Source organism: Pseudomonas sp. Z003-0.4C(8344-21) (genome assembly GCF_900104975.1).
In the GTDB taxonomy this organism is placed as follows: Bacteria; Pseudomonadota; Gammaproteobacteria; order Pseudomonadales; family Pseudomonadaceae; genus Aquipseudomonas; species Aquipseudomonas granadensis.
This window is the reverse complement of the sequence record NZ_LT629756.1, coordinates 4,484,598-4,501,792: the sequence shown is the minus strand read 5'-3', so window position 1 is coordinate 4,501,792 and position 17,195 is coordinate 4,484,598. Positions and strand designations below refer to the sequence as shown.

General features: G+C 61.0%; 16 protein-coding genes. 2 read left to right on the top strand and 14 right to left on the bottom strand.

The window, feature by feature from the left end; translation table 11 throughout:
- Positions 1-59: 59 nt before the first annotated feature.
- The 8 genes from BLU24_RS20255 to minC all read right to left on the bottom strand — a co-directional run bounded on the left by BLU24_RS20255 (position 60) and on the right by minC (position 8,215).
- Positions 60-1,394: an amidohydrolase gene (locus tag BLU24_RS20255; protein ID WP_093103225.1), complete on the bottom strand. Its 1,335-nt coding sequence runs from the start codon at positions 1,392-1,394 to the stop codon at positions 60-62.
- A 64-nt stretch (positions 1,395-1,458) separates the two neighbouring features.
- A complete protein-coding gene (locus BLU24_RS20250) occupies positions 1,459-3,612 on the bottom strand; it encodes a mechanosensitive ion channel family protein (RefSeq protein ID WP_093103222.1) in 2,154 nt (717 codons plus the stop codon).
- 75 nt (positions 3,613-3,687) lie between these two features.
- Entirely contained in the window at positions 3,688-3,864 is a 177-nt protein-coding gene (locus tag BLU24_RS27835; protein ID WP_167359889.1) for a hypothetical protein, read from the bottom strand.
- Between the two features lie 182 nt (positions 3,865-4,046).
- Entirely contained in the window at positions 4,047-5,336 is a 1,290-nt protein-coding gene (locus BLU24_RS20245; protein ID WP_090282483.1) for a M18 family aminopeptidase, read from the bottom strand.
- A 178-nt stretch (positions 5,337-5,514) separates the two neighbouring features.
- Positions 5,515-6,150 (bottom strand): RluA family pseudouridine synthase, encoded by a 636-nt coding sequence (locus BLU24_RS20240; RefSeq protein ID WP_090282484.1) that lies wholly within the window; start codon positions 6,148-6,150, stop codon positions 5,515-5,517.
- A gap of 90 nt (positions 6,151-6,240) precedes the next feature.
- Positions 6,241-6,495: a cell division topological specificity factor MinE gene (gene minE, locus BLU24_RS20235; RefSeq protein ID WP_003223146.1), complete on the bottom strand. Its 255-nt coding sequence runs from the start codon at positions 6,493-6,495 to the stop codon at positions 6,241-6,243.
- Positions 6,495-7,307: a septum site-determining protein MinD gene (gene minD / locus BLU24_RS20230; RefSeq protein ID WP_007913953.1), complete on the bottom strand. Its 813-nt coding sequence runs from the start codon at positions 7,305-7,307 to the stop codon at positions 6,495-6,497. The genes minE and minD overlap by 1 nt, the downstream gene beginning before the upstream one ends.
- Positions 7,308-7,477: 170 nt before the next feature.
- Positions 7,478-8,215, bottom strand: a complete 738-nt coding sequence (gene minC, locus BLU24_RS20225) for a septum site-determining protein MinC (protein ID WP_090282485.1) — start codon at positions 8,213-8,215, stop codon at positions 7,478-7,480.
- Positions 8,216-8,332: 117 nt separating this feature from the next.
- Here minC and BLU24_RS20220 point away from each other — a divergent pair, with 117 nt between their 5' ends.
- Complete coding sequence (locus tag BLU24_RS20220; RefSeq protein ID WP_093103219.1) at positions 8,333-9,265, top strand: lipid A biosynthesis lauroyl acyltransferase; 933 nt, start codon at positions 8,333-8,335, stop codon at positions 9,263-9,265.
- A 35-nt stretch (positions 9,266-9,300) separates the two neighbouring features.
- The gene (locus tag BLU24_RS20215; protein ID WP_093103216.1) at positions 9,301-10,473 is read left to right on the top strand and encodes a patatin-like phospholipase family protein; all 1,173 of its coding nucleotides are present in this window, start codon (positions 9,301-9,303) and stop codon (positions 10,471-10,473) included.
- A gap of 114 nt (positions 10,474-10,587) precedes the next feature.
- Here the strand turns inward: BLU24_RS20215 and BLU24_RS20210 are convergent, their stop codons facing one another.
- From BLU24_RS20210 to alc, 6 genes are all read right to left on the bottom strand, one after another.
- Positions 10,588-11,373, bottom strand: coding sequence for an outer membrane protein OmpK (locus tag BLU24_RS20210; protein WP_090282488.1), 786 nt, complete (start codon positions 11,371-11,373; stop codon positions 10,588-10,590).
- Positions 11,374-11,747: 374 nt separating this feature from the next.
- Positions 11,748-12,533: an outer membrane protein OmpK gene (locus tag BLU24_RS20205; RefSeq protein WP_093103213.1), complete on the bottom strand. Its 786-nt coding sequence runs from the start codon at positions 12,531-12,533 to the stop codon at positions 11,748-11,750.
- A 159-nt stretch (positions 12,534-12,692) separates the two neighbouring features.
- Positions 12,693-14,045 (bottom strand): nucleobase:cation symporter-2 family protein, encoded by a 1,353-nt coding sequence (locus BLU24_RS20200; RefSeq protein WP_042608508.1) that lies wholly within the window; start codon positions 14,043-14,045, stop codon positions 12,693-12,695.
- 168 nt (positions 14,046-14,213) lie between these two features.
- A complete protein-coding gene (locus BLU24_RS20195; RefSeq protein ID WP_093103210.1) occupies positions 14,214-15,518 on the bottom strand; it encodes a urate hydroxylase PuuD in 1,305 nt (434 codons plus the stop codon).
- A 51-nt stretch (positions 15,519-15,569) separates the two neighbouring features.
- A complete protein-coding gene (locus tag BLU24_RS20190) occupies positions 15,570-16,073 on the bottom strand; it encodes an ureidoglycolate lyase (protein ID WP_093103207.1) in 504 nt (167 codons plus the stop codon).
- 120 nt (positions 16,074-16,193) lie between these two features.
- Positions 16,194-17,195, bottom strand: coding sequence for an allantoicase (alc, locus tag BLU24_RS20185; RefSeq protein ID WP_090282491.1), 1,002 nt, complete (start codon positions 17,193-17,195; stop codon positions 16,194-16,196).

Here is a 17,195-nt window from a genome sequence, read left to right as displayed (position 1 = left end):
ACGTTTCGGGAGGGCTAGGGTGAGGGGCTTTTGACGTTGACGGTTTCAGCCACTCGGTCTTATTTGCCCACCTCGGCATTCGCATACAGATAATCCGTCGCCAGCGAGGCCAGTGTCCTGACTCCAACCACCAGCGCTGACTCGTCGACAAAGAACCCCGGATTATGATTCGGCGCGGCTTTGCTCATGTCCTGGTCTCGTGGCGTCACGCCCAGAAACACAAACAAGCCCGGCGCTTCCTTGGCGAAGAAGGAGAAGTCTTCCGCGCCGCCCACCAGTGGCCCCTGGACGACGTCGTCCTTGGCGGCCCATTTCAGGGTTGGCAGCATTTTTTCGGTGAGCGCCGGGTTGTTGATGGTCGGGTCGTATTTTTCGATGATCGTTACGTCGGCTTTGGCGCCGCCGCTTTCGGCGATTTTTTCGATGGTCTGGCGGACGTCTTTGTGCAGTTTCTGGCGGATGCCGTAGTCGTAGGAGCGGATGGTGCCGGTCATGTCGACGGATTCGGGGATGATGTTGTAGCGGGTGCCGCCGTTGATGGTGCCGATGCTGACGACTGACGGATAGGACGTGATGTCGGTGCGGCGGCTGACCACGGTTTGCAGGCCGACGAGGGTTTGGGCGCTGACGGTGATCGGGTCGATGCCGTCCCAGGGGCGGCCGGCGTGGGTTTGTTTGCCGAGGATCTTGATGCGCAGGTCGTCGGAGCTGGCCAGGGTCGGGCCGGGGCGGTAGGCGATCTGGCCGGCGGGGACACCGGCCCAGACGTGCAGGCCGAACACCGCGTCGGGCTTGGGTGATTTCATCACGCCTTCCTGCACCATCATTTTCGCGCCCCAGGTGTTCTTGCCGTCGGGGATGAAGTCGCTGGGGCCTTCTTCGGCGGGCTGGAAATAAAACACCACGGTGCCGGGCAGGGTGTCGCGCATGCCGGTAAGAATTTTCGCCGTGCTCAGCAGGATTGCGGTGTGGGCGTCGTGGCCGCAGGCGTGCATGACGTCGACTTCCTTGTCGAGGTAGGTGCCTTTGGCTTTCGAGGCGAACGGCAGGTCGGAGGCTTCCTTGACCGGCAGCGCGTCCATGTCGGCGCGCAGGGCCACGGTCGGGCCGGGCAGGGCGCCTTTGAGAATGGCGACCACGCCGGTGCGGGCAACGCCGGTTTTCACTTCCAGGCCCATGGCTGTGAGCTGCCCCGCGACCAGCTCGGCGGTGCGTTTTTCGGTGTTGCCGAGTTCCGGGTGGGCGTGCAGGTCGCGGCGGGTTTCCAGCAGTTCGGGCTCAAGCTTTTGCGCTTGTTCGGCGATCTGCTGGCGGCTGCTGTCGAGGGTGGCGGCGCCGGCATGGCTGGCGATCAGGCTGAGCAAAACAGTCTGGGCAATGCGCGTCAGTTGCATGAGTTTCTCCTTGATTATTGTTGTCGGGCTTCCCTGCCTGTGACTGCAACCGCGCGCCTGAGTGCTATTCCTTCGGCTGGCCGCCACCGGCGGTGATCACCTGCACGCTCATGCGCGGCGTTGCCAGGTCCAGCCCGGCCTCATCGAGATGGCGTTTGAGCGACAGGTTGAACGCGCGGGACACTTCCCATTGCTTGATCGGCGCGGTCTTGAAGCGTGCACGCAAAATCGCACTGCCCGACTCGAAACTTTCCACGCCCTGGATTTCCAGCGGCGACCAGATATTGCGTCGTTGCAGCGGATCGGTACGCATCTTCTGCCCGACGTCGCGCATCAGTTTGATCGCGTCGTCGATTTCCATGTTGTACGGCACCGCCACGCGGAAGATCGCGTAGCCGAACTCACGCGAGTAGTTCTTGATGCTTTTGATTTCGCTGAACGGAATGGTGTGGACGATGCCGTCGATATCGCGCAGGCGCACGGTGCGAATAGTCAGGCCTTCGACGGTGCCGAGGTGGCCGCCGACGTCGACGTAATCGTCGATGGCCAGCGAGTCTTCAATGATGATGAACAGGCCGGTGATCAGGTCCGCCACCAGTGACTGCGCACCGAAACCGATGGCCAGACCGATGACACCGGCACCGGCCAGCAGCGGCGTGACGTTCATGCCCATGTTCGCCAGGGCGACGATCAGCGCGATGATGAAAATCGTCACGAACAGCACGTTGCGGATCAGCGGCATCATCGTCTGCGCTCGGGCGTTGGCCAGGCCTTTGCGTGAACGGGTGAGGGCGTGGTGCACGGCGGTGTCGGCGAGAATCCAGATCAGCCAGGAAATGATCAGCGTGCCGATCAGGCTGAACAGTTTGACGCTGACGTCATGACCGTCGCCCTCGGCGAAACCGATCAGCGAATGGCCCCAGACCCGCAGGCCCAGTTCGATGAACAGCAGCCACACCAGCAAATGCGCGAGGGTGTAGAAAAAGTTTTTCAGGCGTTCCGAATAGAGCGCATGGCGTTTCGGCCCGCGTTGTGGTTTCAGTGAATGGCGGCGGACGAGGCCGTTGATGACCATACACAACACCAGCAACACGGTGCAGATCAGCGACTGGCGCAATGCCGTGCTGGTGTCGCCAGCGGAGACGAAGGTGGCGAACAGCGAAATACCCACCAGCACCATTGCCGGCACGTACCAGAAGGTGCCAAGGATTTCGATGGTGTCGCTGAGGGCGCGGCGGGTCAGGCGCCGCGACAGTGGCTGGTTGCGGATCAGGTGCGCGATCGGTCGGCGGAAACGCAGGATGAACAGACCGGTCGACAGCGCCGCCAGCACATTGGCCACGGTCGCGGCAGTGTGCGCCAGATGCACGCCGAGGCTGGCGACCAGACGCGGGTCGCTCAAGGCCTCACCGAACGCGGCGAAGCTGCCGATCAGCCACAGCGGCCGGAAGGCCTGATGGCGCAAAATGTACAGCGCGCGATGGCGATGCGGGCCGTCTAGCAGGGAGAACGCGATCACACAGATCGCCGAAAAACAGGTGCCGACCACCAGCGCGTACGCCAGCACCATCGCCAGACTCTTGCCCAGAGACGAGGGCAACGCGTAGCTCATGTACACGGTCATCACCAACGCGATCAGCCACGGCCCGAGCTTGCGCAGGGCAAAGCGCAGCATGTCGAGGGCGCGCGGGTGTTGCGGCAGTTCTTCGGTGAGGCCGAAGCGCAGACGCACGCGGTGGCCGAGCCAGATCAGCGCGGCGGCGAGCAGGCTCCAGACCATCAGGATCATCGCGAAGCCGAAAATGATCGGCAGCCATTGATTGGCCGGCAGCATCAGGCCGCGTAATTCGTCCTTGGCCAGATCGAATTCGTTGCCCCAGCGATTGAGCGGGCTGTCGGCGCCGGTGAATTGTTTTTCGAAATTGGCGAGGGTGCCGCCGATCAGGCCGAGCACGCCTTCTTCGGGGCTGGCCTGGGCCTTGTTGGTGGCGTCGCGGAGTTTCTTCAGGTCGCTCAAGAGTTGCGCGCGCTGCTGGTCGTTTTCCAGAGACTTGATGACTTCGTCGAGGGACTGGCCGAGCGGTTCCTCTGCGACAGGCTGCGCTTTGCCGGTGTTGAGCATGCCGGGCAAACCGACCGCATGGGCGGGTGCCAGCGGCAGCAGGGTCATCAGAAAAACGAGAAACAGGCTGGGTAAGGCAAGGAAACGAGCGAACACGAGGCGGTCAACCGGGCAAAGGGTGGATGCGCTGGAGTGTACGAGCCCCATGGGCGCAATGCGAGCCGGCACGGGTTATTCGTTGAGTTTGGCGAGGATCTTGTAGATCACTGTGGCGAGGATCATCAACATGCCGATCCACATGGCGAAGACGCCGGCGTTCTTGTCACGGAAGTTGAAACCGATCGCCAGCAGGAGCATTCCGCTCAGGATCGGAATGAGCATGGCGTGGAACGACGACATCGAGATCATGGAGACTGCCTTGTCTTTGAGATGACTGGAGTCTAGGCGGATTTTCGATCCGGGGGAGTGATGTGGTGCAGGAATTTTGCGGTTTCTTGTGTCTGGGCTGGCGCTTTCGCGAGCAGGCTCGCTCCCACAGTTGGAATGCTTTCCAGGGTAGGAGCGAGCCTGCTCGCGAAGCTTCTCAGCCTTTAAGGCAAGTCACGACTGGCATAGAACGCACTGAGCACTTTGACCAGGTGCGCCAGATCATGGCTGCCGCACAGCTCGCGGATCGAGTGCATGGCGAACGTCGGCAGGCCGATGTCGACGGTGCGCACGCCCAGGTGGCTGGCGGTGATCGGGCCGATGGTCGAGCCGCAGCCCATGTCGCTGCGCACCACGAAGCTTTGCACCGGGACTTCTTCAGCCATGCACAGATGCCGGAAGAAACCGGCGGTTTCACTGTTGGTGGCGTAGCGCTGGTTGCTGTTGACCTTGATCACCGGGCCGGCGTTGAGCTTCGGACCGTGATTGGCGTCGTGCTTCTCCGCATAGTTCGGGTGCACGCCGTGGGCGTTGTCGGCCGAGACCAGCAGGGATTTCTGGATGGTGCGAACGAACTCGTCACCTTCCGGCAGCACGCGGCGCAGGGTCTGTTCGAGCATCGGACCATCGGCACCGCAGGCCGAGCAGGAGCCGACTTCTTCGTGATCGTTGCACACCAGCACGCAGGTTTCGTCGGTTTCGGCGTTGAGCAAGGCTTGCAGGCCGGCGTAGCACGACAGCAGGTTGTCGAGGCGCGCGCCGGCAATGAAATCGCCGTTGAGGCCAATCACCGCCGCGCTTTGCGTGTCGTAAAAGCTCAGCTCGTAATCGAGCACCACGTCGGCGTTCAAGCCGTGTTCGCGGGCCAGTTGATCGGTGAGCACGGCGCGGAAATCCACGCGCTCGTCACCGGCGAACTGCGCGAGGATCGGTGGCAGCTCGGTCTGCGCGTTGATTGCCCAGCCCTGATTGGCTTCACGGTTGAGGTGAATGGCCAGGTTGGGAATGATCGCGATCGGCGCCTTGAAGTCGATCAACTGGCTTTCGACCTTGCCGTCGCGGCGGAAGGTCACGCGGCCGGCCAGCGACAGGTCGCGGTCGAACCACGGCGCCAGCAATGCCCCGCCGTAGACTTCGACGCCCAGCTGCCAGAAGCCCTGACGCTGCAGTTCCGGTTGCGGCTTGACCCGCAGGCACGGGCTGTCGGTGTGCGCGCCGACCAGACGGATACCGCCATGCAGCGGCGAGGTGCGGCCCATTTTGATGGCGACGATGGAAGAGTCGTTACGGGTGACGTAATAGCGGCCGTTCGGCTCGGTGGTCCATGGCTCGCGCTCGTCGAGACGCACGTAACCGGCAGCCTCCAGACGCTGAACCAGACTGGCGGTGGCGTGGAACGGGGTAGGGGAGGCCTTGAGAAAGTCGATCAGGCCTTGGTTCAACTCTTCGCGCATAAGAAACTCCAGACAGCAATGGGCGCGAGTTTAACGTATTGGCCGAACAATTGAATCCGAACCCGATCCCCTGTAGGAGTGAGCCTGCTCGCGATTGCGGTGTGTCAGATCATTGTTGATTGACTGACAGAGCGCAATCGCGAGCAGGCTCACTCCTACAAGGGGGACGGTGTGGCGGTCAGAACGGCGCCGGGCATTCGAAGCGCAGGCGTTCGCCGGTTTGCGGGTGGGTGAAGCTGAGCATGCTCGCGTGCAGGCACAGCCGCGGCCACGCCGCCAACGCCTGTTCATGGGCGTAGAGCCCGTCGCCGAGCAACGGATGACCGATCGACAACATGTGCACGCGCAATTGGTGCGAGCGCCCGGTGATCGGCGTCAGTTCGACGCGGCACCAGTCGCCGCAACGCTCCAGCACCTTCCAGAACGTCAGCGCATGCTTGCCAAATTCGTGATCGACCACGTGCCGTGGCTTGGTCGGCGGATCGTAACGCAGGGGCAGATCGATACTGCCGCTGTCGAGCGCCGGCTGACCCCAGGCCAGTGCGGTGTAGGCTTTTTCGGTTTCGCGGTCGTGAAATTGCCGCGACAGCTCGCGGTGCGTGTCGGCGTCGCGGGCCAGCAAGATGATGCCCGAGGTTTCCCAGTCCAGACGATGGACGATGCGCGCTTCCGGGTAGCCGTTTTCCTGCAGGCGGGTGATCAGGCAGTCCTTGTTGTCGTCAGCGCGGCCGGGCACCGAGAGCAGCAGGGTCGGTTTGTCGACCACCAGTACGGCGGCGTCCTGATGGATGATGCGGATGTTGGACAGCGGCATTAAACAGCCTCGTAACAAATGCCAACGGCGGTTCAGGGCCACTCCACTGAAGGAATGGCCCTGAACCGCCGTCGTACCTGCCGGGTCGACTCAGCGATCGGGCAGGGTGATGTTGAGTTCCAGAATCGAGCAACTGCCCTGGCTTTCCAGTGCAACATGTACGTCGTCGTTGCCGATGTTGACGTACTTGCGGATCACGTCGACCAGTTCCTTCTGCAAGGCTGGCAGGTAATCCGGCGTGCTGCGCTGGCCGCGCTCATGCGCCACGATGATCTGTAGACGCTCTTTCGCTACCGAGGCGGTACTTGGCTTTTTGTTGGCACGAAAGAAGTCAAAAAGGTTCATTACCTACCTCCAAACAGGCGCTCGAAGAATCCCTTCTTCTCGACATCGAGGAATCGGTGGGCTTTTTCTTTGCCCAGCAGGCGGTCGACGGTATCGCTGTAGGCCTGACCGGCATCGCTCTGGTCGTCGAGAATCACTGGCACGCCCTGGTTGGAAGCCTTGAGTACAGCCTGGGATTCCGGAATCACGCCGAGCAGGGTTACCGAGAGGATTTCCTTGACGTCTTCAACGCCGAGCATTTCGCCCTTTTCAACACGCTCCGGGTGGTAGCGGGTGATCAGCAGGTGTTCCTTGATCGGGTCTTCGCCACGTTCGGCGCGGCGCGACTTGCTCGCCAGCAGGCCGAGCATGCGGTCCGAGTCACGTACCGAGGAGACTTCCGGGTTGGTCACGACGATCGCTTCGTCAGCGAAGTACATGGCCAGGTGCGCGCCTTTTTCGATGCCCGCCGGAGAGTCACAGACGACGAACTCGAATTGCTCCTTGAGCTCCATCAGGACTTTTTCCACGCCTTCGACGGTCAGCGCGTCTTTGTCGCGGGTCTGGCTGGCGGCCAGCACGTAGAGGTTTTCCAGACGCTTGTCTTTGATCAGCGCCTGTTGCAGGTTAGCTTCGCCGTTCACGACGTTGACGAAGTCGTATACCACGCGGCGCTCGCAACCCATGATCAGGTCGAGGTTACGCAAGCCGACGTCGAAGTCGACGATCACTGTTTTGTGGCCGCGCAGCGCGAGACCGGTACCGATAGCGGCGCTGGTGGTGGTCTTACCCACACCACCCTTGCCGGATGTAACCACGAGAATCTTGGCCAAGGTGTTTCACCCCTAAGGAAGAAGGACTGTTCAGCCCCTGAAAAACATCTCTTGAAAACTACTGCAGTCGGACAGCCTTGGCTGGAATTTGGCTATAAGGCCTTTTTCCTACTTCGTTTGAGCCGTTTTCGCTACGTTTTAGAGATGCTTGGAAAATGCGGCAGTATCCGTTAAAGCCGAATGATGTTCAACACGTCGCCCGACAGGCTGACCTGCACGCCCGAACCCCACATCGGGTCGCGACGCAAATCTTCGGAGACCTTGTAATGACCGGCGATGGAGATCAGTTCAGCGCTCAATTGCTGACAGAAAATCCGTGCCTTGGTATCACCTTTCACGCCGGCCAGCGCGCGGCCACGCATCGGGCCGTATACATGGATGTTGCCATCGGCGAGAAGTTCCGCCCCCGGACTGACCGAGGACACCACCACCAGATCGCCACCCTGGGCATATATCTGTTGGCCACCACGCACTGGTGTGGTGATGACACGGGTCGGTTTGACCGTCGGTTCAGGCGGCTTTTCCGGCTTCTTTTTGACTTCCGCTTCGGGCATTTCCAGCGGCCGTTCACGGGCGCCGGATGGCGGTAGCACGGGGATGTCGATGGCGATGGCGGCGGCGATGTCTTCGATGCGGCTGGCGCGAATGGCGAGCGTGCGCAGGCCATGTTGACGGCACACGCGCATCAGCCCCGGCAGGTCGATGGCGCCCTGGCTCGGCGGCAGTTTGTCCAGCGCCAGGACCAGCGGCGCGTTGCTGAAGAAATTCGGCGCCTGGGCGACTTTCGCGGCCAATTGCCGATCGAGGCTCTCGAGGTCGTTACGGGCCAGTTCCAGCACAGTAATGGCCAGCATGCTGCCCTTGAGCTGGAATACGGGATCTTGGTCTAACGGGTCGGTTTGGCTCATGTCGGCATACAACGGCTTGTCACTAAAAGTGCCGAGACTTATAACGAGAACGCCCGCGAGCCGCAAGCCGGGTCGAACGATGTAGAATGCGCGGCCACTGTATTTACGGAAGCTTTAATGGATCGCCCGCGTTTTCGAAAAGCATTTCTTGCTCCGCGCTTCTGGCCGCTCTGGTGCGGTCTGGGGCTTTTATGGCTGATCGTGCAGTTGCCGTATCCGGCGCTGCTGACCATCGGTCGAGTTTTGGGCGCGTTGATGTATCGCGTGGCCGGCGACCGGCGGGCCATCGCCCGGCGCAACCTGGAATTGTGCTTCCCGGAAAAATCCGCCGCCGAACGCAAACGCCTGCTCAAGGAAAACTTCGCCTCCACCGGTATCGCTTTCTTCGAGATGGCGATGAGCTGGTGGTGGTCGCGTGAACGCCTGGCGAAACTGGCCCACGTCGAAGGCCTTGAGCATCTGCAGAAGGCCCAGCGCGAGGGCAAAGGCGTGATCCTCATGGCCGCGCATTTCACCACCCTGGAAATCGGCGCGGCGCTGCTCGGCCAGCAGCACACCATCGACGGCATGTACCGCGAACACAAGAATCCGTTGTTCGACTACGTCCAGCGTCGCGGCCGTGAGCGGCACAACCTCGATTCGCTGGCCGTGGAGCGCGACGACGTGCGCGGCATGCTCAAGCTGCTGCGTGCCGGCCGGGCGATCTGGTATGCACCGGATCAGGACTACGGTGCCAAGCAGAGCATCTTCGTGCCGCTGTTCGGCATTCAGGCGGCGACAGTGACTGCGACAACCAAATTTGCCCGTCTCGGTAAGGCGCTGGTGGTGCCGTTCACTCAGGAGCGTCTGGCGGACGGCAGCGGCTATCGGCTGGTGATCCATCCGCCGCTCGAAGATTTCCCCGGCGAAACCGAAGAGGCCGACTGCATCCGCATCAATCAGTGGGTCGAAAGCGCGTTGCGGGCATGCCCCGAGCAATACCTCTGGGCGCATCGGCGCTTCAAGAGCCGCCCGCCGGGCGAGCCGAAGCTGTACGCCAAACGCGCTTGATCGAACCTTTTCCATAAGCACCCTGGAGGGTTGCGATGCGCCCAGTTGAACCGGTCACAGGTTTGATTCTTTCCGGCGGCGGGGCGCGAGCGGCGTATCAGGTGGGCGTGCTGGCGGCGATTGCCGAACTGTTGCCGCTGGGCGCAGACAATCCGTTTCCGGTGATCGTCGGCACCTCGGCCGGGGCGATCAACGCAGTCAGCCTGGCCAGCGGCGCCACGGATTTTCGCGCCGCCATCGAACGCCTGACCTTGTTCTGGCAAGGCTTGCGCAGCCATCGTGTGCTGCGCAGTGACTGGCCCGGGGTGATCCGCCAGGCCAGCCGCTTTGTCAGCCACAGCCTGCTCGGCCTCGGCCGGCAAATGCCGGTGGCGCTACTCAACAGTTCGCCGCTGCGCGAATTGCTCAATGAAAAACTGCACCTGCCCGGCATCGCCGAATCCATCGCGCGCAAGCAACTGCATGCGGTGGCGGTGACGGCGTTTGGCTACGAATCGGGGCAGGCGGTGACCTTTTATGAGGGTGGCGGCACCATCGATGCCTGGCTGCGGCATCGGCGCATCGGTGTGCCGACGTCGTTGTCGGTCGAGCATCTGCTGGCCAGCTCGGCGATCCCGTTGCTGTTCGCACCGGTGAAACTCGACGATGAATTTTTCGGCGATGGTGCTGTGCGCCAGTCGGCACCGATCAGCCCGGCCCTGCACCTGGGTGCCAGCCGCGTGCTGGTGGTCGGTGTCAGCGGTAATCCGCGCGGGGTCGATCCGCAGCAACCGCTGGTGCGCGGCTACAGCGGGCAACAGCCGACGCTGGCGCAGATCGGCGGGCATATGCTTAACAGCACGTTCATTGACAGTCTTGAGAGCGATATCGAGTTGCTGCAGCGCCTCAACCGATTCAGTCACTTGCTGCCGGAAGGTACGCCGGCCCGTGAGTTGGGCGTGGCGCCGGTGGAGGTGCTGGTGATTGCGCCGAGCCAGCCGATCGATGAAATCGCCGCACGCCATCGCCAGGAACTGCCGGCGGCGTTGCGGTTGTTTTTGCGCGGGCCGGGGGCGACCAGGACGAGCGGGGCGGGGGTGCTCAGTTATCTGTTGTTCGAGGCGGGGTATTGCAGCGAGTTGATTGAGCTGGGGCGGCGGGATGCGTTGGCAAAAAGAGAAGAACTGTGCAAGTTTTTGGGGATTGCTGAGGTGGTGGCACCCGCTTGATATTGGCGGTGCGGCCATCGCCAGCAGGCTGGCTCCCACATTGGTTTTGTGTACAGCACAGAACCCTGTGGGAGCCAGCCTGCTGGCGAAGGCGTCCTTGCGAACGCCGCTGGATCAGAAGTGGAACTTCACCAGGAAGCTTGTGGTGCTCTGATCGGTCTTGAAGTACTGGCTGTCTTCGATGCCGTACTTGTCCGACCAGTAATCGTATTCAACACCGACATACAACTGCTTCTCGCCAAAATTCAGCGCCTTGCCCAAGTCATATTTGACCTGTGGGTTGAAGTGCAGGTTGGCGTGATAGTCGCCCTTGGAGTTGGAGTCGTTGTCGACTACCCAGTCCATGAAACCGTCGATGAGGATATTCGAGTTGCCCACCGGAATCGTGTAGGACCACACCGGCGTGATCTGCCAGACATTGTCACCGGCGCGCGCGCCCTGGGTGTGACGCTGGTAGAAGTTCAGCTGGAAGTAGTCGAAGCCCGGAATCGCCAGATCGAAACCCGGACCGATCAGGTACGACTCGGTATCGCCTTCACCGAACTCGTAGGTCATCGCCAGCAGCACGTCGGTCACCGGGCCGAACGCCAGTTTCTGATCGAAGATCTTGCCGAACGACAGACGCGGACTCAGTTCGCCGTAGTAGGTGTTGGAGCCGACGCCGCCATCTTCCTTGCCGTTGTAGAAGATCTTGTCGATGAACAGGAAGTTATCCCCATATTTCCAGGCATCGGCATGTTCGAAAGTGACGGTCTGCTGAATGCGCGGATTGACCTGGAAGTCCTTGCCATAGAGGTAGGTCAGGCTGTTGTTCTGCCATTGCAAAAGGCCGTCGGCCATGGCCTGCCCCCCGGCCAGCAGCGATCCCGCAAGCATCAGGCTGGTGCACATACGTTTCATTCGGTTGCTCCCAAAGTAGGTGTTCCACGTTTGTTTTTTTAAGATCGGCGCTCTGGTGTGGCGCCTTTTTTCGTTGCTGCAAAATTCATCCGATCGGTCAGCTTCAATGCTGTTAGCAAGAGCTGAGCCAAGGCGTTCGAAAAGCCAAAAAACGCCCGCTCGGCTGTTGAAAAAACAGTCGATTGCGCGTGTTTTCGGGTTGCCTCGGTACTGACCGGGGCCGGGATAAGTTGGCTTTTCGGTCAGGAATTAAATTCGGGCTTTTTTTTAGACCGAATTCGGAAGGCCGCGGAGAATACTGACTCAACGGCCAGGTCTCAAGTGCCCCGCAACAGAGCACCGACGACAGGCAGGGCGCACGGTTGCGGATCATCCTAGAAGTGCACCTTGAGCAGCAGGCTCGCGGTGTTTTGATTGGTGTCGAAGTTGGGGGTGTTTTCGACGCCGTACTTGTTCTTCCAGTAGCTGTATTCAGTGCCGACATACAGCTGCTTCTGGCTCCAGCCCAAGGCTTTGCCGAGGTCGTATTTGATCTGCGGATTGATGTGCAGGTTGGCGTGGTAGGTGCCGCGGGAGTTTTCGTCGTTGTCGACAACCCAATCGAGGTAGCCGTCGATCAGCACGTCGGAGTTGCCCAGCGCAAAGCTGTAAGACCACGCGGGGGTGATCTGCCAGACGCCGTCGCCGGGGCGCGGGCCTTCGGTCTGGCGGCGGTAGAAGTTCAGCGTGACGTAGTTGAAACCGGGGACTTTCAGATCGAAGCCGGGGCCGATCAGGTACGCCTCGCTCTCGCCTTCGCCGTACTCGTAGGTCATCGCCAGCAGCACGTCCTTGATCGGGCCGAACTCGATCTTGCGGTCGAAGATCTTGCCGAACGACAGGCGCGGGCTGAATTCGCCATAGAAGGCGTGCGGGCCTTTGTTGGCATCTTCCTTGCCGTTGTAGAAGATCTTGTCGACGAACAGGAAGTTGTCGCCGTACTTCCAGCGGTCGGCGTGCTCGAAGGTCACGGTCTGCTGGATCGACGGGTTGATGGCGAAGTTCTTGCCGTACAGATAGCTGAGGCTGTTGGTCTGCCACAGCAGCAGATCGCCGGCCATGGCCTGACTCGCGGCCAGCAGGCCGCCACTCAACATGACGCTGGTTTGCGTGCGGATCATCGGTTGCTCACTCTTGTTTTTATTGTTTGAGGCGCAGAGCTGTTGCTTCTGTAGGAGTGAGCCTGCTCGCGATGGCGTTCTTTCAGTCAACTCAATTGTTGAATGTCATACCGCTATCGCGAGCAGGCTCACTCCTGCATAAAGATCACTGTGTGGCTGTCAGTGCGCATGGCAATCATTGATCGCCGCACGCTCCTTGCCGCCGAGAATGTTGAACAACAGGTTCAGCGTCAGCGCGCTGAGGGTGGCCATGGCGATGCCGCTGTGGGTGATCGGGCTCATCCACATTGGCAGGTGCGCGAAGAACTCTGGACGGACCACCGGAATCAGGCCCATGCCGATGCTGACCGCGACCAGCAACTGGTTGCGACGGTCACCGATGTCGGCTTCCTGAAGAATCTTGATCCCGGTCGCAGCGACCATGCCGAACATCGCAATCGCTGCACCACCGAGCACCGCCGGCGGAATCGACGCCACCAGAAATGCTGCTTTCGGCAGCAGGCTGAGGACGATCAGCAGACCGCCGGCGACGATGGTCACCGAGCGGCAACGCACGCCGGTCATCTGCACCAGGCCGATGTTCTGCGCGAACGAGGAGTGGGTGAAGGTGTTGAAGAACCCAGCGAAGAACGACGCGCCGGCATCACAGAGCAAGCCGCGCCGCAGCATGCGCGGGCAGACTTCCTGGCCGGTGATCTTGCCCAGCGCGAGGAACATCCCGGTCGACTCGACGAAGATGATCACCACCACCAGACACATCGACAGAATCGGCGCCAATTCGAATTTCGGCATGCCGAAATGCAGCGGGGTGACGAACTGAATCCATGGCGCGCTGGCCATGCCGCTGAGGTCGACCATGCCGATCACGCCGCACAGCACGTAGCCCAGGCACATGCCGATCAGCACGGAAATGTTCACCCAGAAACCGCGCATGAAGCGGTGCACCAAGAGAATGGTCGCCAGCACCAGGGCGGCGATAGCCAGATAAATCGGTGAGCCGAATTGCGCAGCGTCGACGCCACCACCGGCCCAATTCACGGCCACCGGGAACAACGACAAGCCGATCGAGGTGATGACCGTGCCGGTCACCAGCGGCGGGAAGAAGCGCACGACCTTGGACATGAACGGCGCAATCAGCATGCCGAAGAAACCGGCGGCGATGGTTGCGCCGAAGATCCCTTGCAGACCAATGCCAGGCATGCCCGCCATGGCGACCATGCTGCCGACCGCCGCAAAACTGGCGCCCATCATCACCGGCATGCGAATGCCCATCGGGCCGATGCCCAGCGATTGCACGATGGTGGCGATGCCGGCGACCAGCAGGTCGGCGTTGATCAGGAAGGCGATTTCTTCACGACTCAGGCCAGCGGCCTGTCCGATGATCAGCGGCACCGCGATGGCGCCACCGTACATCAGCAGAACATGTTGCAGACCGACCAGGATCAGTTGCAAAAGGGGCAAACGCTGAATGGCGGGTGCGTCGGGGATGCGCGCTTTGGACAGCTCGGACATGCAACACCTCGGATCTTTTTTATTCTTGTGATTAACAGCTGCCGGGTTGCTTGCAGCTGTTTCTTTGCATCAGGTTGACCGCGTTGCGGCCAATCGCTGGCAAGCCAGCTCCCACACAGGCAGTGCAAAACCTTGTGGGAGCTGGCTTGCCAGCGATGCTTTTACGGCTTAGTTGGTCTGCGCTCCCTGAGCGATCCATGCACCGATCAGGTCACGTTCCTGCTGGGTCATCTGGGTGATGTTGCCCAGTGGCATGATCTGCGTGGTGATGGCTTGCGCCTGGATGCGCGCCGCGTTCTGGCGGATCTGCTCGGGGGTGTCGAGTATCACACCCGCTGGCGCTGCGCTGAACAACGGGCTGGTCGGCTTCGACGAGTGACAAACCGTGCAACGTTCCTGAATCACGTGATGCACTTTGTCGAAACCTGGACCGGCATTGGAGGCTTGCGCCGGTGCTGCGGCAGGCTCGGCAGGTTGCGCCGCATCAGCCGGTTTCGCGCCACCACCCAGCGCCGTTTCCGGCAATGGCTGGTACTCGATTTTCGCCGGTGCCTTGGCCACGTCCGGGGCGTTCGACATCGGCATCGGGCCGGTGACGTAAGCCAGGCAGATCATGCCCACCGCGCCGACCGGCAGGGTCCAGGCGAACTTGTGGCTGTCGTGACGGGTGTTGAAGTAGTGACGCACCAACACCGCCAGCACCGCGATCCCGGCCAGGATCAACCAGTTGTACTGGCTGCCATAAGTGCTCGGGAAGTGGTTGCTGATCATGATGAACAGCACCGGCAGGGTGAAGTAGTTGTTGTGTCGCGAACGCAGCAGACCCTTGGCCGGCAGCGCTGGGTCCGGTGTGCGGTTCTCAGCGATGGCTGCAACCAGTGCGCGTTGCGCCGGCATGATGATGCGGAACACGTTGCCGACCATGATGGTGCCGATGATCGCGCCGACGTGCAGGTACGCACCGCGACCGCTGAACACTTTGCTGAAGCCATACGCCGCGCCGATGATCAGCACGAACAGGATGAAGCCCAGCAGGGCAGGGCGTTTGCCCAGCGCCGAATCGCAGAGGAAGGAGTAGATGAACCAGCCGACGAACAGCGAGCCGAGACCGATGGCCACGCCTTCCGGACCACTCAGGGTGCTGCCCGGTGCGAGCAGATAGAGCGTCGGGTTGGAGTAGAACACCACGCACAGCAGCGCGATCCCCGACATCCAGGTGAAGTAGGCTTCCCACTTGAACCAGTGCAGGTTGTCCGGCATGGACGGCGGGGCCAGTTTGTATTTTTCCAGGTGGTAGATGCCGCCGCCGTGGATCGCCCACAAATCACCGGCCAGACCAGTTTTCGGGTTGACGCGGTTGAGGTTGTTCTCCAGCCAGACGAAGTAGAACGACGCGCCGATCCAGGCCACGCCAGTGATCATGTGAACCCAGCGCACGCTCAGGTTCAGCCATTCCAACAGATGTGCTTCCACAGTCTTTACCTCTCGCCTGTCACTCTTGTTGTCGAGTGATCAGACCTTCTCTTATTGGTGGGGGGCGAGGATCAAACGCTCATCCTCTTTGAAAAAATGCTCATCGCAGTTATTGCCTGTGCCACTGCGATCAACCACCAGGAAGTCATCCCGCTTTTCGATCGTCAGCACCGGGTGGTGCCAGACGCCGCGATGGTAATTGATGCCCTGCCTGCCGTTGGTGACGAAGGCGCGGACCAAGCCTGATACAGGTGCATCGCCAACTGGCGCGACCACGATCAGAAAGGGGTTGCCGAGCAGCGGAATGAAAGCCTGGCTGCCCAGCGGATGGCGTTCCAGCATGCAAACGGTCAGCGGCATGTCCTGCGCGTCGGCGCGGAAAATGCTGATGATCGCGTTGTCCTCAGGCTGTGCGGTTTCGACCGTCGCCAGTTTGTGGAAGCGCATGGTCGAACCGTTGTTGATCATGAAGTGATCGCTGCCGTCGGTTTCGATCACGTCACCGAAAGGGGCGAAGGCTTCTTTGGTCAGCGGTTCAATCGTCAGTGTGCGCATGCTGTTCTTCTTATCCGAATTCTGTGTTGTTAGATCTATCGCCATCGCGGGCAAGCCCGCTCCCACAGTGGACTGGGGCGTTCACAAAACCTGTGGGAGCTGGCTTGCCAGCGATTGGGTTCAACCTTGTTTAGCGACCTTGCCGAGAACACGCAGGCGACTCACGCCACCATCCGGGAACACGTTCAGGCGGATGTGGGTGATCGGGCCCAGTGCCTTGATCTGTTCGACGAAGGTGTGTTCGGCGTGCATTTCCAGCTTCTGGCTTGGCAGCAGCTCGCGCCAGAACAGCGACTGGGTTTCGATCTGGCTGTCGGTGCCGCCCTTGACGAACGCGCCCTGGATCGAGCAGGTGTCCGGGTAGTTGCCCTTGAAGTGCAGGGTGTCGACAACGATTTTCTCGATCTCGCCCGGATGGCCCAGCGCGACGATCACCCAGTCATTGCCCGGGGTGCGACGACGTGCGGTTTCCCAGCCGTCGCCCATGTTGATGCCACGGCCCGGGTTGAGGATGTTGCTCATGCGGCCGAAGTGTTCGTCGGAGCAGGCGAGGGCGCGGCCACCGTTGAGGGCTGCAGCCAGGTCGACTTGCTCGTTGTCACCAACCGCCGACCAGTCGCGGAACGGAACGCCGTACACGCGCAGACGGGCGACACCGCCGTCCGGATAGATGTTGAAGCGCAGGTGGCTGAAGGCCTGGTCGTTGCTGATTTCGTGGTAGTGGTGGCTGTTGCCCTGCAGCTCGACGGCCGACAGCACTTCAGTCCACTGGGTGTTTTCATCCGGCTCGCCCGAGGCCAGGAAGCAGGCTTCCAGCGAGGCCGACGGTGGGTAATTGCCGGTGAAGAATGAAGTGTCGATGTCGACGCCTTTGATCGAGCCCGGTACGCCGAGACGGATCACCGCGCTGTCGTAACCTTCGAAGCGCTTGCGACGCGACTCCCAGCCATCCATCCACTTGCCGTTGTCATCGAACACGCCCTCCTTCCATACGGCCGGGGTCGGCTGAAACAGACGATTGGCGTCTGCGAACCAGTCATCGGTGACCGAAATGATCTTGGTGCCCAGACGGGCATCGGCCAGGTTGACGTATTTTTCGAAAGGTACGGCGTAAGCTTTCAT

Coding starts and splice junctions, on each gene's coding strand:
- BLU24_RS20255 (WP_093103225.1), bottom strand. CDS start 1,394: ATGCAACTGACGCGCATTGCCCAGACTGTTTTGCTCAGCCTGATCGCC.
- BLU24_RS27835 (WP_167359889.1), bottom strand. CDS start 3,864: ATGATCTCGATGTCGTCGTTCCACGCCATGCTCATTCCGATCCTGAGC.
- BLU24_RS20245 (WP_090282483.1), bottom strand. CDS start 5,336: ATGCGCGAAGAGTTGAACCAAGGCCTGATCGACTTTCTCAAGGCCTCC.
- BLU24_RS20240 (WP_090282484.1), bottom strand. CDS start 6,150: ATGCCGCTGTCCAACATCCGCATCATCCATCAGGACGCCGCCGTACTG.
- minE (WP_003223146.1), bottom strand. CDS start 6,495: ATGAACCTTTTTGACTTCTTTCGTGCCAACAAAAAGCCAAGTACCGCC.
- minC (WP_090282485.1), bottom strand. CDS start 8,215: ATGAGCCAAACCGACCCGTTAGACCAAGATCCCGTATTCCAGCTCAAG.
- BLU24_RS20220 (WP_093103219.1), top strand. CDS start 8,333: ATGGATCGCCCGCGTTTTCGAAAAGCATTTCTTGCTCCGCGCTTCTGG.
- BLU24_RS20215 (WP_093103216.1), top strand. CDS start 9,301: ATGCGCCCAGTTGAACCGGTCACAGGTTTGATTCTTTCCGGCGGCGGG.
- BLU24_RS20210 (WP_090282488.1), bottom strand. CDS start 11,373: ATGAAACGTATGTGCACCAGCCTGATGCTTGCGGGATCGCTGCTGGCC.
- BLU24_RS20205 (WP_093103213.1), bottom strand. CDS start 12,533: ATGATCCGCACGCAAACCAGCGTCATGTTGAGTGGCGGCCTGCTGGCC.
- BLU24_RS20200 (WP_042608508.1), bottom strand. CDS start 14,045: ATGTCCGAGCTGTCCAAAGCGCGCATCCCCGACGCACCCGCCATTCAG.
- BLU24_RS20190 (WP_093103207.1), bottom strand. CDS start 16,073: ATGCGCACACTGACGATTGAACCGCTGACCAAAGAAGCCTTCGCCCCT.
- alc (WP_090282491.1), bottom strand. CDS start 17,195: ATGAAAGCTTACGCCGTACCTTTCGAAAAATACGTCAACCTGGCCGAT.